Origin of the sequence: Ureibacillus chungkukjangi (genome assembly GCF_044795995.1) — a bacterium.
In the GTDB taxonomy this organism is placed as follows: Bacteria; Bacillota; Bacilli; order Bacillales_A; family Planococcaceae; genus Ureibacillus; species Ureibacillus chungkukjangi.
This window is the reverse complement of record NZ_CP085009.1, coordinates 2,028,413-2,045,407: the sequence shown is the minus strand read 5'-3', so window position 1 is coordinate 2,045,407 and position 16,995 is coordinate 2,028,413. Positions and strand designations below refer to the sequence as shown.

The window sequence follows — 16,995 nt, the reverse complement described above, 5'->3', positions numbered from 1 at the left end:
GCATTTTCTTTTTTGTAATTCAAATCAACAAGAAAAAGCCATCAAAGACAAACTTTGATGGCATTTCTTTAAACGTACGCTTTAGCGTAAAACAGTATAGAAAGGTGTTTTTGCAGGTGGAAAAGAAAATTACAGTACTTCCTGGGGATGGCATTGGACCAGAAGTGGTTGCAGCGGCAATTAGAGTTTTACAAGTTATCGCAAAACGTTACAAGCATGATTTCCAGTTAGGATATGCTGCAATTGGTGGAGCGGCAATTGATCAGTTCCAGGACCCACTTCCTATTGAAACGATTGAGATGTGTAGGGAAAGTGATGCAGTTTTATTAGGCGCAGTTGGAGGACCCAAATGGGATAACAACCCTGCTGAGCTACGTCCAGAAAAAGGTTTGCTTCGAATTCGTAAAACCTTTGACTTATTTGCCAATCTCCGACCAGTTAAAGCATTCCCAAGCCTACTTGATGCCTCTCCGTTAAAACGCGAAGTAGCAGAAAATGTTGATTTGATGATTGTACGTGAACTAACAGGTGGAATCTATTTCGGAGAAAAGAATCGTTCAGAAGTAGAAGCAAGCGATTTAAATATCTATACTCGTGAAGAGATTGAACGCATCGTTGACAATGCTTTTATACTTGCAAAACTTCGTAAAGGCAAGCTTTGCTCTGTTGACAAAGCAAACGTGCTAGAGACGTCAAGACTATGGCGTCAAATTGTCGAGGAGAAGAAGGTGCAATATCCTGAGGTTATTGTAGAACATAATTTAGTAGACTCTGTTGCCATGAAGCTAATTACAAATCCAGCACACTATGATGTAGTAGTAACAGATAATATGTTTGGAGATATTTTAAGTGATGAGGCCTCTGTCATTACGGGTTCTCTTGGGGTATTACCATCAGCTTCTATACGTAGTGATAATTTCGGTTTATATGAGCCAGTTCATGGTTCTGCTCCTGAAATAGCAGGTGAAGGCATTGCAAATCCAGCGGCAACAATTCTTTCGGTTGCCATGATGCTTCGTTATTCCTTCAATCTTCAAGAGGAAGCCGCAGAAATTGAACGCGCAGTTAGTAGTGTATTTAACGATGGCTACTTCACGGCAGATTTAGTGAAGGATCAAAGTCGTGCGCTAACAACTGATGAATGGACAGATAAAGTTATCGCTGAGATCGATACTAGTTTTGTTGCAGATAGTATTATGGAATCATATATTTAAGGATTGGTGAAGATAATGGCAAAAAATATTGTAGAAAAAATTTGGGATTCACACGTTGTATATCAAGAGGCTGGAAAACCGGATTTACTTTATATCGATCTTCATTTAATTCATGAAGTCACATCTCCACAGGCGTTTGAAGGCTTACGTTTAGCTGGACGCAAAGTTCGTCGTCCTGATCTTTGTTTTGCAACAATGGATCATAATGTGCCTACAAAAAACCTGCCGACAATTAACGATCCGATTGCAAAAAAACAAATTATGACCCTAGCAGATAATGCCAAAGAATTTGGTATTCAGCTTGCTGATATTGGTCATCCAGATCAAGGTATTGTTCACGTAATTGGCCCTGAGCTAGGCTTGACACAGCCAGGAAAAACAATTGTTTGTGGAGACTCCCATACATCAACCCATGGTGCTTTTGGAGCGCTAGCATTTGGTATTGGAACTTCAGAGGTTGAGCACGTGTTATCTACTCAAACATTATGGCAATCCAAGCCACCGACAATGGAAATACGTGTAAATGGACAGTTAGGTATCGGTGTTGCAGCAAAAGACATAATCCTAGCAATTATTGCAAAATGGGGCATTGGGGTAGGTACAGGTCATATCGTTGAATATACAGGCGAGGCTATCCGTAACCTTTCGATGGAAGAACGTATGACGATTTGTAATATGTCTATTGAAGCTGGTGCAAAAGCTGGACTTATTTCTCCAGACCAAACAACAGTAGAATTCCTTCGTGAACGCCGTTTTGCTCCAAGTGCAGAAAGCTTTGATGAAGCAGCTAATTATTGGTTAAGCTTAGCTTCAGATACTGATTGTACTTATGATGTTGTTTTGGAAATTAATGCAGAAGAAATCGAGCCATTCGTAACATGGGGTACAAATCCTTCAATGGGAACAGGTGTATCCAAAACAGTACCCACATCTGCTGATTATACTTCGGAATCTGACAAATCCGCACTAAACAAAGCTCTTACTTATATGGGATTAGAAGAAGGTCAACCAATCTCCTCAATTGAAATACAGCATGTATTTATTGGCTCCTGTACAAATTCTCGTCTATCTGATTTACGTACAGCAGCAAATATCATAGAAGGTAAAAAAGTAGCCCCTGGTGTGAACGCTATTGTGGTACCGGGCTCTTATTCTACAAAAGCAGCTGCAGAAAAAGAGGGCTTACACAAAATCTTCCTCGACGCTGGCTTTGAATGGCGTGAATCAGGTTGCTCAGCCTGTTTAGGTATGAATGAGGATATCATTCCTTTTGGGGAACGCTGTGCTTCCACATCTAATCGTAACTTCGAGGGACGTCAAGGTGCAGGAGCTCGTACACATTTAGTTAGTCCTGCAATGGCAGCAGCTGCAGCAATTGAAGGTCACTTTGTTGACGTACGCAAATATGTAACGCAAGTAGTATAAGAGGTTAGGAGTGGGGAATATGGAACCTATTAATATCGTAAATAGTATCATTACACCGTTAGATCGAAAAAATGTCGATACAGACCAAATTATTTCAAAGGAATTTTTAAAACGAATTGAACGAACTGGCTTCGGGCGTTTTTTATTCCATCATTGGCGTTTTGATGCACAAGGAAATGAAAATTCAGATTTCGTTTTAAATAAACCTGAATATCAAGGCTCACAAATACTGGTTGCACAAGATAACTTTGGTTGTGGATCATCTCGTGAGCATGCACCGTGGGCAATTTTAGACTATGGATTCCGTGTAGTAATTGCACCAAGCTTTGCAGACATTTTCCATAACAACTGTTTCAAAAATGGCATTCTTCCTATTAGATTGACAGAAATAGAATGTGATGAAATTTTAGCCAAAGGTTTGGCAAGCCCTTATTCAGTAGAGGTTAATTTAGAGGCTCAGACGGTTGTGGGTTCAGATGGTAAGGTTTATAGCTTTAACATCGATCCTTACTACAAGCAAATGCTGCTAAATGGCTGGGATGAGATTTCATTAACATTCCAATATGAAGATTACATCAAAGCCTATGAAGACAAAAGAGTAGCTTTCTAAACATATAAAAGTCGATTCATTCTTTTTAGAGTGAATCGACTTTTTATATTAGTGGGGAAGGTTTAGCTATAGTCATTTAACGTATTTTAAGCCAATCTGGAATAGTGAAGTTGCTTGAAAGGAAGCAAAGTGGACCGGGTTAAGCCGATTCGGAGTCGCTACCTGGTTGAAAGGTGGCAAAGCGAATGGGATTAACCCAATCTAGAGCGGGTAGGAGTTTCAAAGGTAGCAAAACGGCTCGCATTACCCCAATCTGGAGTTGGTAGGAGTTTGAAAGGTAGCAAAACGGCTCGCATTACCCCAATCTGGAGTTGGTAGGAGTTTGAAAGGGAGCAAAGCGAACGAGATTACCCCAATCCGAAGTTGGTAGGAGCTTGAAAGCGAGCAAAGCGATCCGCATTACCCCAATCCAGAGCAGACAACTGTTCAACTGTAGCAAAGCCGCTCCCCGCCTATTCCCCCCACCCAAACACTCCACTTTCTAAAACCGGAGTGTTGTTGGATTGGATAGCTGTTTTTGTTTTTCGATATGATCGCGATATTCATTCATTAATTGCTTTTTTGCCAGCATCTCTAAATTTTTATCTGACGCAGGTTTTTCATAATTTTTATCTTCCTCTATTTCAGGATATGCCATTTTAATCAATGAATAAGGGAGTAAAGTTAATGTAATAATCACGAGTAAAATACTGCACGAAAGCAATATAATTTGTGCCGGGACAATATCATAAAGGATTCCGAAAACTAATGACCCAAGAGGCATTAAGCCCATAGCCATCATTTCAATAATTCCAAAGATTCTTCCTCGATAGTTTTCATCCACTTCCTTCTGTAGCATGACTCCAATTGGTGTATTCGTTAGAACGCTAAAGCAGCCGAAAAAGAACATATTAGCTAGAAAATAGACAAATAGCAATGTGCCTGAAAAGTTGAAAATAAGTGGGATGGACAATGTTCCTACAAGAACCGATAACCCTAAAATAGTACGTTTTGAAAATTGCAGGGGATACTTCACGTTTGACCTGCTCGCAAAGTAAATTGACATAAGCAGCATTCCAATCGCTGCAGCTGCTTCAACAAAGCCGATCAAAGAATACTCCATCTTCAATACTTCTACTAGTATGAAATTGCTTCCAACACTAACCGATGTGAAAAATAAATTTATCCAAAGAATAACGATAAGTAGACGTGAGATAACAGGCTTTGTTTTTAAATAAATGATTCCTTCCTTGAAGCTTTGTAGCATAGACTCTTCTTTTTTCGTGCTTTCATTTTTACTAGAATATAATTTGAAGTTCATCGTTGATTCCAATAGAAATGCAAGGGAATAGGAAATGATATTTATGAATAAAAACATTTCCATTGATACAAATCCAAACAGCATCCCTCCAACAATTGGTCCTCCAATGCCAGAAATGGACATGGACATTTGGTTAAAGGACATTGCTTTTTGAAGTCTTTCTTGATCGACTAAATTAGCGATTGATGCAGAGAAAGCAATCGATGAGAAAGTGCTGCTAATTGTATAGAAAACAGTTGTGATGTATATTGCAGTTATTGATAAATCAAATAACAGTGTATATGTGAGTAACCCGGTGATAGATAAAATTGAACCACCTTGACCTACGAGTACCACCAGCTTTTTAGGAAGACGGTCGACAAGGATCCCCGCAATCGGTGAAAGTAGAACACGCGGAATAATTGAAAAAATTAAATTTGCTGCAAAGCTCAGGGCAGACCCTGTTATTGATAAGATAAACATGCTCATTCCAAATCCATATACAGTGGAACCTAGTGAAGAAATCATTTTACTTATTAAGAAAGTATATAAATGATAGGTAGCCCGCCTTTGCTTTAATGCCTCTGACATAAAACCATCCCCTTTTAACGAATGTTTAATTTTATTAAACTCATAATATTCCACTCTTTGGAAAAAGGCAACACAAAAGTTTAATTTAATTTAACTTATTTGTAAAAAACAGAAATTTAGGTTACTATTTGTTTAACGAAACTTAAAACAGGCTGATTATTCTGATTTTTGTTGTGAAAAGGCGGGATAGTTATATGAATTCACTTGGGGAACGAATTAAACAATTAAGGAAACAAAAGAAGATGACATTAGCAGAGCTTGCTGGGGATCGTTTGACTAAAGGGATGCTCAGCTTGATAGAAAATGGCAAGGCACAGCCGTCTATGGAGAGTTTAAGATATATAGCCGAAAGAGTTGGAGTGGAGGTTTCTGCCTTACTTGATGATGGCAATATTGAAGAACTCCGAGAGCTACTTTTAGAAATCGAAACATTATTTAAATCTGTCTATTATCTACATCAAATAAAAGAAAACGAGAAGGTTGACGCTATTTACAAAAAGCTTTCTGCAAAAAAATCTGATTTGACAGGGAAGACATACGAAGAGATAAGATTGTTGGATTTCTATATTCGTTTGTCTGCTTTTTTAAATTATGAACAAGAAGAAGTAACAATGTTTGATGTGATTACTTATTATGAAAAAATTCATGCTTATAGTCGAATTATAGATTGCTATAGTTTTTTAGCAGGAGATGCCTTTCAGCAAAATGACTATAATATTGCGCTCGAATTCGTACTGGAGGCTGAACAAAGAATTGAGCCGTATAAACATTTAATCGATCATATTGCTTTGTTGGATCTGCATTATTTGTTAACGGTTCTTTATGCAGCGATTGATAATACAGCAAAAACACAGGAGCATCTTAACCTGGCATTAGAAATTGCCCATAAAAATAGAATATATTATCGATTAGATGATTTTTATCGATTTACTTTCATCCAGGCAATAGGTCAAGCAGATGAGGTAAAAAGTAAATATTACTTAACAAAATTAACGCAACATGCAGAATTTACCGAAGATAAAGTGGCTATCAGCGGTCTGGCATTTGCCTATGGGCATTATACGAACCTAATTGAAAAAGATTATAAAAAAGTGCCGAGCTTTAGCAAATATATAATAACGAAAAGATATGGTCCAGACGATGTTGAGGATGCACCGATTTTATATCAGATGGAAGAGACTTATTCATATTGGGCAATTGGCAACTACCAAAAAGCTTTAGAAACAAGTCAGTCAATTACTATTCCAGATTATATACATCATCCTGTTGATTTATCTATAATGTATCGCTGCTTTGCTGTACGTGCCCTTTGCTTCTATGAGCTTGGCGATAAGGAAGCTGCAAAGAGTGAAATCCTATTTGCCTATCATGGTGTAGCAGAATTTCCAAACTCGATATACAAAAAATTTATTCAAGAGGCTTATGAAAAAATACGATATGGTAAAAGGGGTAAGTAGGGAAAGACTTATTGTGGCGAATATATGATAGAGGGCAGAAGATAATTTGCAGTAACCACTATAGTAACTAAAGTTGCATGAACAAGAAAATGAAAAGGGTATCCAGATTTACTATACTGGACCCCCTTTTTTTATTGGCCGAGTTGTTTTTATTTAACTGAGCCACTTATAAACTCTGAATCCTTATAATACATATTTTTCACTAATACATTTGGTCCTAAGCATTTAACTGCAGGACAATGACAATTTAGTGATTTCGCTAAATCTGTTGCTAACCATTTGTCGAAAACATCTGGTAGTGAATCTTTTTGGATGTTACCAAGTGCGGGTGTATCACCAAAGTCTGTTACGATGACATCCCCATTAAAAATATTAACGTTCAGCCTTGAACGACCATCAGGATCATTTCGTAATGTGACATTTTTTGCGTTTTGTAAACGCGTTAATAATGCTTGATCTTCTTCACTTGGGCTACATGGGTAGAAGGGAAGTGTTCCAAACAGCATCCAAGTATTCTTATCGCGAATGTCTAGTAAATGATTAATTGCAGCTCGAGTTTCCTCCAAAGATAGGGAAGTAAGACTTGATGCAAAATCAGATGGATACATAGGATGCACTTCATGACGAGCACATTTCATTTCATGAACGATTTGGTGATGGATATGTTCGATATAAGGAATCGTTTTCTTATTCAACATCGTTTCAGCAGATACCATAACCCCTTGCTCTGAAAGCATACGAGAGTTTTCTATCATACGATCGAAAAGGGCAGCTCTTTGGTCGAATGTAGGCTTTCGTTCCATCATAGCAAAACCTGTTTCTACGAATTCTTCAATCGTTCCCCAGTTATGTGAAATGTGAAGTACATCAAGATAAGGTGCTATTTCAAAGTATCGTTCCCCGTCAACTGTTAAATTTGAATTCATTTGCGTTCGAACGCCACGTTCATGGGCATATTGCAAAATAGGTTTTACATAGTTTGCAACCGACTTTTTACTAAGCATCGGTTCGCCACCCGTGATACTTAATGTTCTTAAATTTGGAATTTCGTCTAATCGTTTTAAAATTAGCTCTATTGGAAGTGCAGTTGGATCTTTGGTTTGCAGTGTATACCCTACCGCACAATGTGCACATCTCATATTACATAAAGTTGTTGTTGTAAATTCAATATTTGAAAGTGTTAATTTCCCGAATTGCTCTACATCTAAATAAGCTTCCCAAGGATCGAACTTAGTCGTAATCTTTTCTAATGTTTTCATAGTTATTGATCTTCCTTTCCAAAACTACATTTTCTCATAACTCAGACCATTAGAAAACTAATTTCGCTATATTTAGAAGATTTAACTGTTAACGGGGATAATAGGTATTCTTTTCTAGCAGGAAAATTCAAGTATCTAATTGCTTTATAAAGCTATGATTTTCACTGTAATAGACATCTCCGTATATATTTTCAACTATAGTTTTACTAATTTCGATGTTAGAAAAATTAACTGCCTGCACATTAAAGCGAGATTTATTGTTTCTGATTACGCTATCTGAAACATAAACGGATGATTGATTTTGTGCAAAAATGTCGGAGAGTGTACCATCAGTTACCTGCACGCTCTTTAATTCAACAGTTGATTCAAAATCTATCCATAGCTGATGCTGGGCATGCTTTGAGATAAAACAATCCGTAAGAAATACTTCACTATGGTTTTGAATATAGAGGGCATTACGATTTCCATCAAATAATTCACTGTTTTTTAAAATGACCGAGCTATCATTTACCACCATTTGAGAAAGCTCATGATTGAAAATTTGACTATCAAATAAATACAAGCTTGAATTTCGTAATACTTTAACACCGTAGGACTTTCCGTTATAAATCTGACAGTTTTCAAATCGAGCATTGGATAGGTCGCAAATTTCGATTTGTACATTCAGGCTATCGTAAAATTGACAATCTATTGCAGTCAGTTCACATTCATTTACAATAAATAAGCTTTTTCCGTTAAAAAGCTTGCTTTGAATAATGTAGATTTCAACATTTGATTTACAAGCGATATGAGGCATCTCATTATCATAAAACTTACACATATCTACCTCTACCTTTGACTCGGACATTGCTAATATGCCATTTCCGACATTTTGGGTTAAAGTCGACTTGAAAATCGATAGCTCTGATTTAAATAAAGTGATTGCTGAATTTGCATTATGAGTAACTTCACATTCAACAATCGAACAATTACTATTGTCTTCAATACAAATCCCAACATGATAGCCGCCTGAAACCTCGCATTTTTTCATGGAACAAATCGATTTGTTTGCAATAGTTACTTGAGAGGAGCGATGTCCTTTTATCATGGTTTCGAAAACATTAACAATAGAGTTATCGCAAATTTGAATACCGATATTTTCTCCATTATGAATTTTACAAAACTCAATATTCATCTTTGAATCCTTTGTAACAACGACATTGGATTTCTTATTTTGAGCAATTTCACAATGGAAGGTTTGGGCTTCTGAATTTTGTGTAATCGATATTCCTGCATCCTTACCTTGTTGAATGGAACAGTATCGAGCTGTTAAAAGAGCTCTTTGTACGCAAATTTGTGTTTGAGTATTGTATTGAAGGACGGTAGATTGAATCGAAGCATCTCCTTCATGATAGATATGGATCCCCATACCATCGCCATGTTCAATTACGCTTTCGTGATCGATAAAGCGTGAATCCTCTACAACAATTTGCGCACTTGTATGATGATGGAAATGAACATTTCGCGATTGTACAAAGGAGCCATTTCTAATACATAATCCATGCTTTGCATAAGAGAACTCGCATTTTTCGATATAGACTTGAGATGATTCGGCTAGAATTTGAGTTTTACCGTTATGGTCAAAATTACAATTTTCGAAAATCACCTTACTATTATTAATGATGGAGAGTGCCATATCCCTTGCATGCTCAAAATTGCAATGATAGGCGTTGAGTTTTCCACCATCCACCGTTACATGAATATCATTTTTTCCGCCCTTGAAATGACAATTTTGAAGAACAGCTTCACCTTCAATATACATTTGTGCAGTAGGGGAAATCGTTAAGTTTTGCAATGTGACAGATACATTTTTTGGAATAATGATTAGTCCCTCTATAATCGTTTCATCATGTATATCTCCAGCAAGAACCATGTTTTTATCTAAATGAATCGATTCTTTATATAGCTTTGGTTTTAGTTGTATAAAGTTTCCTGCTTTTGAATGCTGTATAATCTTTTGAATTGTTTTTGCTTTAGTAAAAAGTCTTGAAAATAATCGATAAATAGTCACTAATGGGTACCTCCTCCATTTGAAAATCAATACTTCTATTCTCAGTAAAAAAGCGAAATCTTAATCGTATTTTTACAAATCTTTGAAAAAAATGGATAATATTTTTTCTGAAATCCTAATTTTCTTTTTTTGCTAAATGCCAAATAGAGGGTTACAATTAACTTTATTTGATTTTTTAGGAGGATATTTTGTTGAAAGCTACATTAACGAAGCTACTAAATATGAACGAGCTTGAAAGACAAGCATATATGAATGAAAATGCTGATCAACTGATTGCGGAAATGATCAAACATATTGGTTATCCAGAAGATGAAATGCGTGATAAATTAAATTACCGTTTATTCGTCGAGCTACTAGCTAGTCAATTATATTCACATGAACAAATGGCTCATATAGCATCATTACTAAAAGGGGAAGACTATCTATTTCTTTCCATCGGTGAACGTGATACTGATACTGTATTCACGCGTTCTTTTTCAGCCCTTTGGTTAAGTAACCTTCTCAATGTAGATAGACAGCTTCGATTTTTAAACGAAGAGGATGCTACATGCATTTTAGAGACAAGCTCACATTATTTAGGTAGGGAAAACGATGTGCGCGGTTTTGTTGGTGAAAAAGGTTGGGCACACAGTATTGCGCACGGAGCTGACCTGTCGAGTGCAATTATCTCGCATCCTTCTTTTAATGTTCGATTTGCTCCTGTAATTTTACAGGGAATAAAGAAAAGCTTTTGGAATGGAACCGTATTTGTTGATGACGAAGAAGAACGTCTAGTAACTGTTTTCGAAAATTTAATAGCAAAAGATTTCCCGGAAGAAGTTCTAATTGAATGGATTGAACAGGTATTTGATAAACTGCAGTTCTATTTAATGGAAGTTGGATATACACCAGAGTATTTTGCAGCAAGAACAAATACTCTTCATTTTATGAAAACTTTATACTTCACATTAAAGTTTTCTAAAAAATCACCAGAAATTATGGGGATAGTTTCACTATTTATAGCTAAATGGATGAAACAATAGATGAGTAGGGTGAAGAAAGCGGCAGGTGATAGTGTGAGAGGGAGATTCACTCGTGTATTAATTTTCACAGTTATCGTTATAGGCTTAGCTGTAGGCTATAATTTCGTTTCAGTTCACTTTTCAGGAGATGGAAAATCTTCTCCAGAAGAAGCACTACCTCAAGATAGTAATTATGAATGGATTGAAGGACCACGAAGTGAGAAGGAGGTAAGATATTTCTTCTTATATAATAGTGGGAATTTTGGGACGCAAGTAGTAACTAAAAATTTTAAAGGCTGGAGTTTAGGAAGTCGTACCTCATCACCATTACCAAAGGTATTAGACGAAAATAAAATAGCTACCGCTTATTCTGATAGTGAAGTATTATTTGGACTTATAAAGCCGGGTGGAGAAGTAGAAGTTACAGTTAATGGAAAGGGAACAAAACGAATACCATTAACTTCCTTATCAAAAGAAGTATTAGATAGATTAAATGTGGCAGGATATGAAATCTGGTACATAGATTTGTCAGAATTAACTGATTCCAAAAAATTTTTAATAAAGGTATTAGATGAAAATAATTCTTTACTTAATGAGTTATCAATCTGATACTAATTGTCCATAATTGATAAGGACGAATAGCAAGAAATCTTGAATAGATGGTTTTTTATTTTAGAAAAGTAAGCTATAATACTATTTGCATAGTAAATGGCTAGGTCATAAAAATAACTTATCACAAAAGATAATTTTAATGTAATTTACTTATGTATATAAATCGTTTATGATGATTTATGGAGAAAAGCTTTGCAAGCCTTTCAATATTAAATAGGGGGAGTACAATAATGGCAATTAACTTACACAATAGCCGTTCTTCATTTGAAGTGAATGGTAAAACATACAACTTTTACCGTCTTGCTGCAATTGAAGAAGCTGGCGTAGCAAACGTATCACGCCTACCTTACTCAATTAAAGTATTATTAGAATCAGTATTACGTCAATTTGATGACTATGTTATTAAAGAAGAGCACGTAAACAACTTAGCGAAATTTGGTGCTGGTGCTGACGCAGAAGGTGAAGTACCTTTCAAACCATCACGTGTAGTATTACAAGACTTCACAGGTGTGCCAGTAGTAGTAGACTTAGCTTCTTTACGTTCAGCTATGAAAGAATTAGGTGGAAATCCTGATAAAATCAACCCAGCAATTCCAGTTGACCTTGTAATTGACCACTCAGTACAGGTTGACAAATACGGTAATGCAGCTGCATTACAAGCTAACATGGACCTTGAGTTCGAGCGTAACGCAGAACGTTACAACTTCTTAAAATGGGCTCAAACTGCTTACGATAACTTCCGTGCTGTTCCTCCAGCAACTGGTATCGTACACCAAGTTAACTTAGAATATTTAGCGCCAGTAGTTCACGTTAAAGAAAACGTTGATGGCACTTTTGAAACATTCCCAGACTCAGTAGTAGGTACTGACTCACATACAACAATGATTAACGGTATCGGTGTACTTGGATGGGGTGTAGGTGGTATCGAAGCTGAAGCAGGTATGCTTGGTCAAGCGTCATACTTCCCAATTCCAGAAGTAATCGGTGTTAAATTAACTGGTGATCTTCCAAACGGTGCAACTGCGATGGACTTATCATTAAAAGTAACTCAAGTATTACGTCAACGCGGCGTAGTAGGTAAATTCGTTGAGTTCTTCGGTCCTGGTGTGTCTAAATTACCATTAGCTGACCGTGCAACAATTTCAAACATGGCTCCTGAATATGGTGCAACATGTGGTTACTTCGCTATTGACGAAGAATCTTTAAACTATATGCGTTTAACTGGTCGTGACGAAGAGCACATCGCAGTAGTTGAAGCTTACTTAAAAGCTAACAACTTATTCTTCGATCCATCATTAGAGCCTGTTTACACTGATGTATTAGAAATTAAATTAGAGGACATCCAACCAAACCTTTCTGGTCCAAAACGTCCACAAGATTTAATTCCTCTTACAGATATGAAAGCTCGCTACCATGAAGCAGTAACTGCTCCAATGGGCGTACAAGGCTTTGGTTTAACAGAAGATGAATTCGATAAAAAAGCTACAGTTAAATTTGCAGATGGCGATGTGGAAATGCCAACAGGTGCAGTAGCTATTGCTGCAATCACTTCTTGTACAAACACATCTAACCCATATGTTCTTTTAGCAGCTGGTTTAGTTGCGAAAAAAGCAGTTGAAAAAGGTATCCAACCACCATCATGGGTTAAAACTTCTTTAGCACCAGGTTCTAAAGTAGTAACTGGTTACTTAGAAGAGTCAGGTTTACAATCTTACCTTGACCAAATTGGCTTCAACACTGTAGGTTATGGTTGTACAACATGTATCGGTAACTCTGGTCCATTACTTCCAGAAATCGAAGATGCTATTAAAGAAAAAGACTTATTTGTAACTTCAGTACTTTCTGGTAACCGTAACTTCGAAGGTCGTGTACATCCACTTGTAAAAGCTAACTACTTAGCATCACCACCACTTGTTGTTGCTTATGCATTAGCTGGTACAGTTGATATCGACCTACAAAAAGATGCAATCGGTACTGACAAAGATGGTAACGAAGTATTCTTCGCGGACATCTGGCCTTCAACTGAAGAAGTAAATACTGTATTAAACAAAGTTGTAACTCGTGAATTATTCCAAAAAGAATATGAAACAGTATTCACAGCTAACGAAAAATGGAATGCAATTGAAACATCAACTGAGTCTTTATACACATTTGATGACAAATCAACTTACATTCAAAACCCACCATTCTTCACTGGTCTTTCTAAAGAGCCAGGCGCAATCCAAACTCTTGCAGGATTACGCGTAATCGCTAAATTTGGTGACTCTATTACTACTGACCATATTTCACCAGCAGGTGCGATTGGTAAAGATACACCAGCAGGTAAATACTTACAAGAAAATGGTGTAGCTATTCGTGATTTTAACTCTTATGGTTCTCGTCGTGGTAACCACGAAGTTATGATGCGCGGTACATTCGCTAACATCCGTATCCGTAACCAAGTTGCTCCTGGTACAGAAGGTGGATTCACTACTTACTGGCCAACAGGTGAAGTTGAGTACATTTACGATGCAGCTATGAAATATCAAGAACAAGGTACTGGCTTAGTAGTATTAGCTGGTAACGACTATGGTATGGGATCTTCTCGTGACTGGGCTGCAAAAGGTACATTCTTATTAGGAATTAAAACAGTTATCGCACAAAGCTACGAGCGTATTCACCGTTCAAACCTTGTAATGATGGGTGTATTACCACTTCAATACTTACCAGGTGAAAGTGCTGATACATTAGGATTAACTGGTAAAGAAGAAATCTCAGTAAACCTTACTGATAATGTAAAACCACGTGATATCTTAACTGTAACTGCTAAAGCTGAAGACGGTACTGTTAAAGAGTTCAAAGCTCTTGCTCGTTTCGACTCAGAAGTAGAAGTAGACTACTACCGTCATGGTGGTATCCTACAAATGGTACTTCGTCAAAAAGCTGCTGAATAATTATTTGTAAATAAATAACCGATAAGTTCATTTGAACTTATCGGTTTTTTTGTGTCTATTGGTCCTAGGTTAATTTTGCTAGTATTTTCTATTTTTAGGCTAGAACCGACTTCATTTTCAATAATTTTATAAATTCTTACATCAATTTACAGAAAATTAATAGATTTTTAGATTCAGATAGTTTAAACTATAATAAAATTATATCATTTCATAATTTTAAAAAAATATATTTTGTTGGAGGTTTTATTTAAATGAAATTTTCGAAAAGTAGCAAAATCTTTATCGCTTCAGCAACAACTGCAGCATTAGCTTCATCTGTTGTGATGGTTACACCATTACAAACTCAAGCTGCAGGTCCATTTACGGATGTAACATCTTCTGACTCCCACTATGAATCTATTTTAAAGTTAGCAGACTTAGGTATTATTAACGGCTATCCAGATGGTACATACAAATCACGAAGCCATGTTACTCGTGGACAAGTTGCAACAATTTTAGCTAATATTCTTAATTTAAAAACAGAAAACCCTAAAGATCCTGGGTTTACAGATGTTTCTAAATCACACGATCATTATGCTGCTATTGCTGCTTTAAAAGAAGCAAAATATATTAATGGTTATGAAGATAATACTTTTAAACCTAACGAAAAAATTTCGCGTGCGCATTTAGCAGTAATGATTGCATCTGCTCTAAAACTAGTTCCAAAAAATAGTGAAGCACTACCATTTAAAGATGTAACGTTATATGAAGAACAAATTAAAGCTTTATATGACTTTGGTATCACTGTCGGTACTACGGATACAACTTTCGATCCTGGTAACAATGTAACTCGTGGACAAGCTGCTTCATTCCTTTACCGTGCATTAGAAGTATATGATTCAACATTTAATTTATCAATTATGCATAGTAACGATACACATAGTGCTGTTGAAAAGGCGCCTAAGCGTGCAACAGCTGTTAAGGAATTCCGTACTAAAAATCCAGATGCATTATTACTGGATGCAGGAGATGCAAATACAGGAACTCTTTACTACAATGAACTTAAAGGTCAAGCAGATATCGCATTCATGAACTACATGAAATACGATGCAATGACATTTGGTAACCATGAGTTTGATGCTGGTTCTACACCTGAAGGACATCAAGCATTAGTAGACTTCATCAAAATAGCTGATTTCCCATTTGTTAGCTCAAACGTTGATTTCTCTGCAGATGCGAAATTCACTGGATTGTTCTCAGACTTAATCTCTAGTGAGCCTGAAAACGGTAAGATTTATAACGGTATTATTAAAGAAATAAACGGTGAGAAGGTAGGAATCTTTGGCTTAACGACTGCCGAAACTGCTGATATTTCTTCACCTGGAAGTATTGCTTTCAAAAACTACATTGAAGAAGCTGAAAAAGCTGTTAAAGCCTTCGAAGATAAAGGCGTAGATAAAATTATTGCGCTATCTCACTTAGGTTTTGATGATAATCCAGCAATTGATAACGATATTATCTTAGCTCAATCTGTTAATGGAATTGACGTAATTATCGGTGGTCACTCTCATACAGAATTGAAAGCGCCATATGTTGTAAATGCTAATACAACAGGTGTTGCTAAAGATACTACATTAATCGTTCAAGCTAAAAATGCAAGTGACTTCTTAGGAACACTTGATGTAACATTTAATGACAAAGGTGTCGTTGTAGCATATAAAGGTGGATTACTTGATTTAGGTAAATATGCTGATGATCAAGGTGCACTTGAACTGTTAAAGCCTTATAAGGAGCAAGTTACTAAGGTTGGGGGAGCTGAAATCAAAGCAACAGCATCTGAAGCTTTAGTAAGCCCTCGTATAACTGATGAAGGTAATACTGAACAACTAAGTGTTCGCAAAAATGAAACGGCTTTAGGTAACTTAATTACTGATGGAATGGTTACAAAAGCTCAGCAATTTACTGACAAAGAAGTAATCATGGCCGTGCAAAATGGTGGAGGTATCCGTGCTTCAATCGATGCTGGCGCTATCACAGTTGAGGAAGTTATCAAAGTACTTCCATTCATGAACACACTAGCGATTATGGATGTTACTGGAACTGAGTTAAAAGAGACGTTTGAAACAAGTGTTGGTGTATATCCAAACGAAAACGGTGGATTCTTACACGTATCTAAGGGAGTAAAAGTTCAATTTGACTCTTCTAAGCCCGCTGGAGAACGTGTTGTAAGTATTTCTTACACTGATGCATCTGGTAAAGAAGTACTGGTAGAAGATGCTAAAACGTATACAATCGCAACTAACGCATTCACTGGTAAAGGTGGAGACGGATTTAAAGCTCTTGAAAAAGCTTATGGAGAAGGGCGTATGACTGACTTAGGTCTTTCTGACTGGGAAAACTTCAAAGAGCATTTAGAATCAATCGGTACAATCACACCTACAGTTGAAGGGCGTATTGTAGACGTAGCAAAATAATTGGACGTAAAGGATCCGATATACAACTAGCTTAGTTGTATATTGGGTCTTTTTCATTGAGAATAACTCTATTTATAATAATCTTGTAAAAATTTATAAGTTTTAGTTGAA

The 16,995-nt window shown here is 36.6% G+C and carries 11 protein-coding genes; 8 read left to right on the top strand and 3 right to left on the bottom strand.

The window, feature by feature from the left end; genetic code table 11:
* Positions 1 to 116: 116 nt before the first annotated feature.
* From leuB to leuD, 3 genes are read left to right on the top strand one after another with little or no spacing between them, the layout of a single operon-like run.
* Positions 117 to 1,214 carry a 3-isopropylmalate dehydrogenase gene (leuB, locus tag LG296_RS10110; RefSeq protein ID WP_107933432.1) on the top strand — a complete coding sequence of 366 codons (1,098 nt, stop codon included), beginning with the start codon at positions 117 to 119 and terminating at the stop codon, positions 1,212 to 1,214.
* A 15-nt stretch (positions 1,215 to 1,229) separates the two neighbouring features.
* A complete protein-coding gene (gene leuC, locus LG296_RS10105) occupies positions 1,230 to 2,639 on the top strand; it encodes a 3-isopropylmalate dehydratase large subunit (protein ID WP_107933434.1) in 1,410 nt (469 codons plus the stop codon).
* Positions 2,640 to 2,658: 19 nt separating this feature from the next.
* Positions 2,659 to 3,249 carry a 3-isopropylmalate dehydratase small subunit gene (gene leuD, locus LG296_RS10100; RefSeq protein ID WP_107933435.1) on the top strand — a complete coding sequence of 197 codons (591 nt, stop codon included), beginning with the start codon at positions 2,659 to 2,661 and terminating at the stop codon, positions 3,247 to 3,249.
* 481 nt (positions 3,250 to 3,730) lie between these two features.
* Here leuD and LG296_RS10095 read toward each other — a convergent pair whose 3' ends face one another.
* On the bottom strand, positions 3,731 to 5,119 hold the full coding sequence (locus LG296_RS10095; protein WP_107933437.1) for an MFS transporter: 1,389 nt from the start codon (positions 5,117 to 5,119) through the stop codon (positions 3,731 to 3,733).
* 194 nt (positions 5,120 to 5,313) lie between these two features.
* Between LG296_RS10095 and LG296_RS10090 the strand changes: the two genes are divergently transcribed.
* Entirely contained in the window at positions 5,314 to 6,576 is a 1,263-nt protein-coding gene (locus LG296_RS10090; protein WP_107933439.1) for a helix-turn-helix domain-containing protein, read from the top strand.
* 149 nt (positions 6,577 to 6,725) lie between these two features.
* On the opposite strand, the gene yfkAB is transcribed toward LG296_RS10090, so the two are convergent.
* Together yfkAB and LG296_RS10080 are read right to left on the bottom strand one after the other, a co-directional pair.
* Entirely contained in the window at positions 6,726 to 7,835 is a 1,110-nt protein-coding gene (gene yfkAB, locus LG296_RS10085; RefSeq protein WP_107933440.1) for a radical SAM/CxCxxxxC motif protein YfkAB, read from the bottom strand.
* Between the two features lie 127 nt (positions 7,836 to 7,962).
* Positions 7,963 to 9,885, bottom strand: a complete 1,923-nt coding sequence (locus tag LG296_RS10080) for a right-handed parallel beta-helix repeat-containing protein (RefSeq protein ID WP_107933442.1) — start codon at positions 9,883 to 9,885, stop codon at positions 7,963 to 7,965.
* A 191-nt stretch (positions 9,886 to 10,076) separates the two neighbouring features.
* Between LG296_RS10080 and LG296_RS10075 the strand changes: the two genes are divergently transcribed.
* The 4 genes from LG296_RS10075 (at position 10,077) to LG296_RS10060 (ending at position 16,884) form a co-directional block, all read left to right on the top strand.
* Entirely contained in the window at positions 10,077 to 10,907 is an 831-nt protein-coding gene (locus tag LG296_RS10075; protein WP_107933444.1) for a DUF2785 domain-containing protein, read from the top strand.
* Positions 10,908 to 11,495, top strand: coding sequence for a hypothetical protein (locus LG296_RS10070; protein ID WP_107933446.1), 588 nt, complete (start codon positions 10,908 to 10,910; stop codon positions 11,493 to 11,495).
* A gap of 233 nt (positions 11,496 to 11,728) precedes the next feature.
* Positions 11,729 to 14,431 carry an aconitate hydratase AcnA gene (gene acnA, locus LG296_RS10065; RefSeq protein WP_181417975.1) on the top strand — a complete coding sequence of 901 codons (2,703 nt, stop codon included), beginning with the start codon at positions 11,729 to 11,731 and terminating at the stop codon, positions 14,429 to 14,431.
* A 251-nt stretch (positions 14,432 to 14,682) separates the two neighbouring features.
* Complete coding sequence (locus tag LG296_RS10060; RefSeq protein ID WP_181417976.1) at positions 14,683 to 16,884, top strand: 5'-nucleotidase C-terminal domain-containing protein; 2,202 nt, start codon at positions 14,683 to 14,685, stop codon at positions 16,882 to 16,884.
* The last annotated feature ends 111 nt before the right edge of the window (positions 16,885 to 16,995 follow it).

Coding starts and splice junctions, on each gene's coding strand:
- leuC (WP_107933434.1), top strand. CDS start 1,230: ATGGCAAAAAATATTGTAGAAAAAATTTGGGATTCACACGTTGTATAT.
- leuD (WP_107933435.1), top strand. CDS start 2,659: ATGGAACCTATTAATATCGTAAATAGTATCATTACACCGTTAGATCGA.
- LG296_RS10095 (WP_107933437.1), bottom strand. CDS start 5,119: ATGTCAGAGGCATTAAAGCAAAGGCGGGCTACCTATCATTTATATACT.
- LG296_RS10090 (WP_107933439.1), top strand. CDS start 5,314: ATGAATTCACTTGGGGAACGAATTAAACAATTAAGGAAACAAAAGAAG.
- yfkAB (WP_107933440.1), bottom strand. CDS start 7,835: ATGAAAACATTAGAAAAGATTACGACTAAGTTCGATCCTTGGGAAGCT.
- LG296_RS10070 (WP_107933446.1), top strand. CDS start 10,908: ATGAGTAGGGTGAAGAAAGCGGCAGGTGATAGTGTGAGAGGGAGATTC.
- acnA (WP_181417975.1), top strand. CDS start 11,729: ATGGCAATTAACTTACACAATAGCCGTTCTTCATTTGAAGTGAATGGT.
- LG296_RS10060 (WP_181417976.1), top strand. CDS start 14,683: ATGAAATTTTCGAAAAGTAGCAAAATCTTTATCGCTTCAGCAACAACT.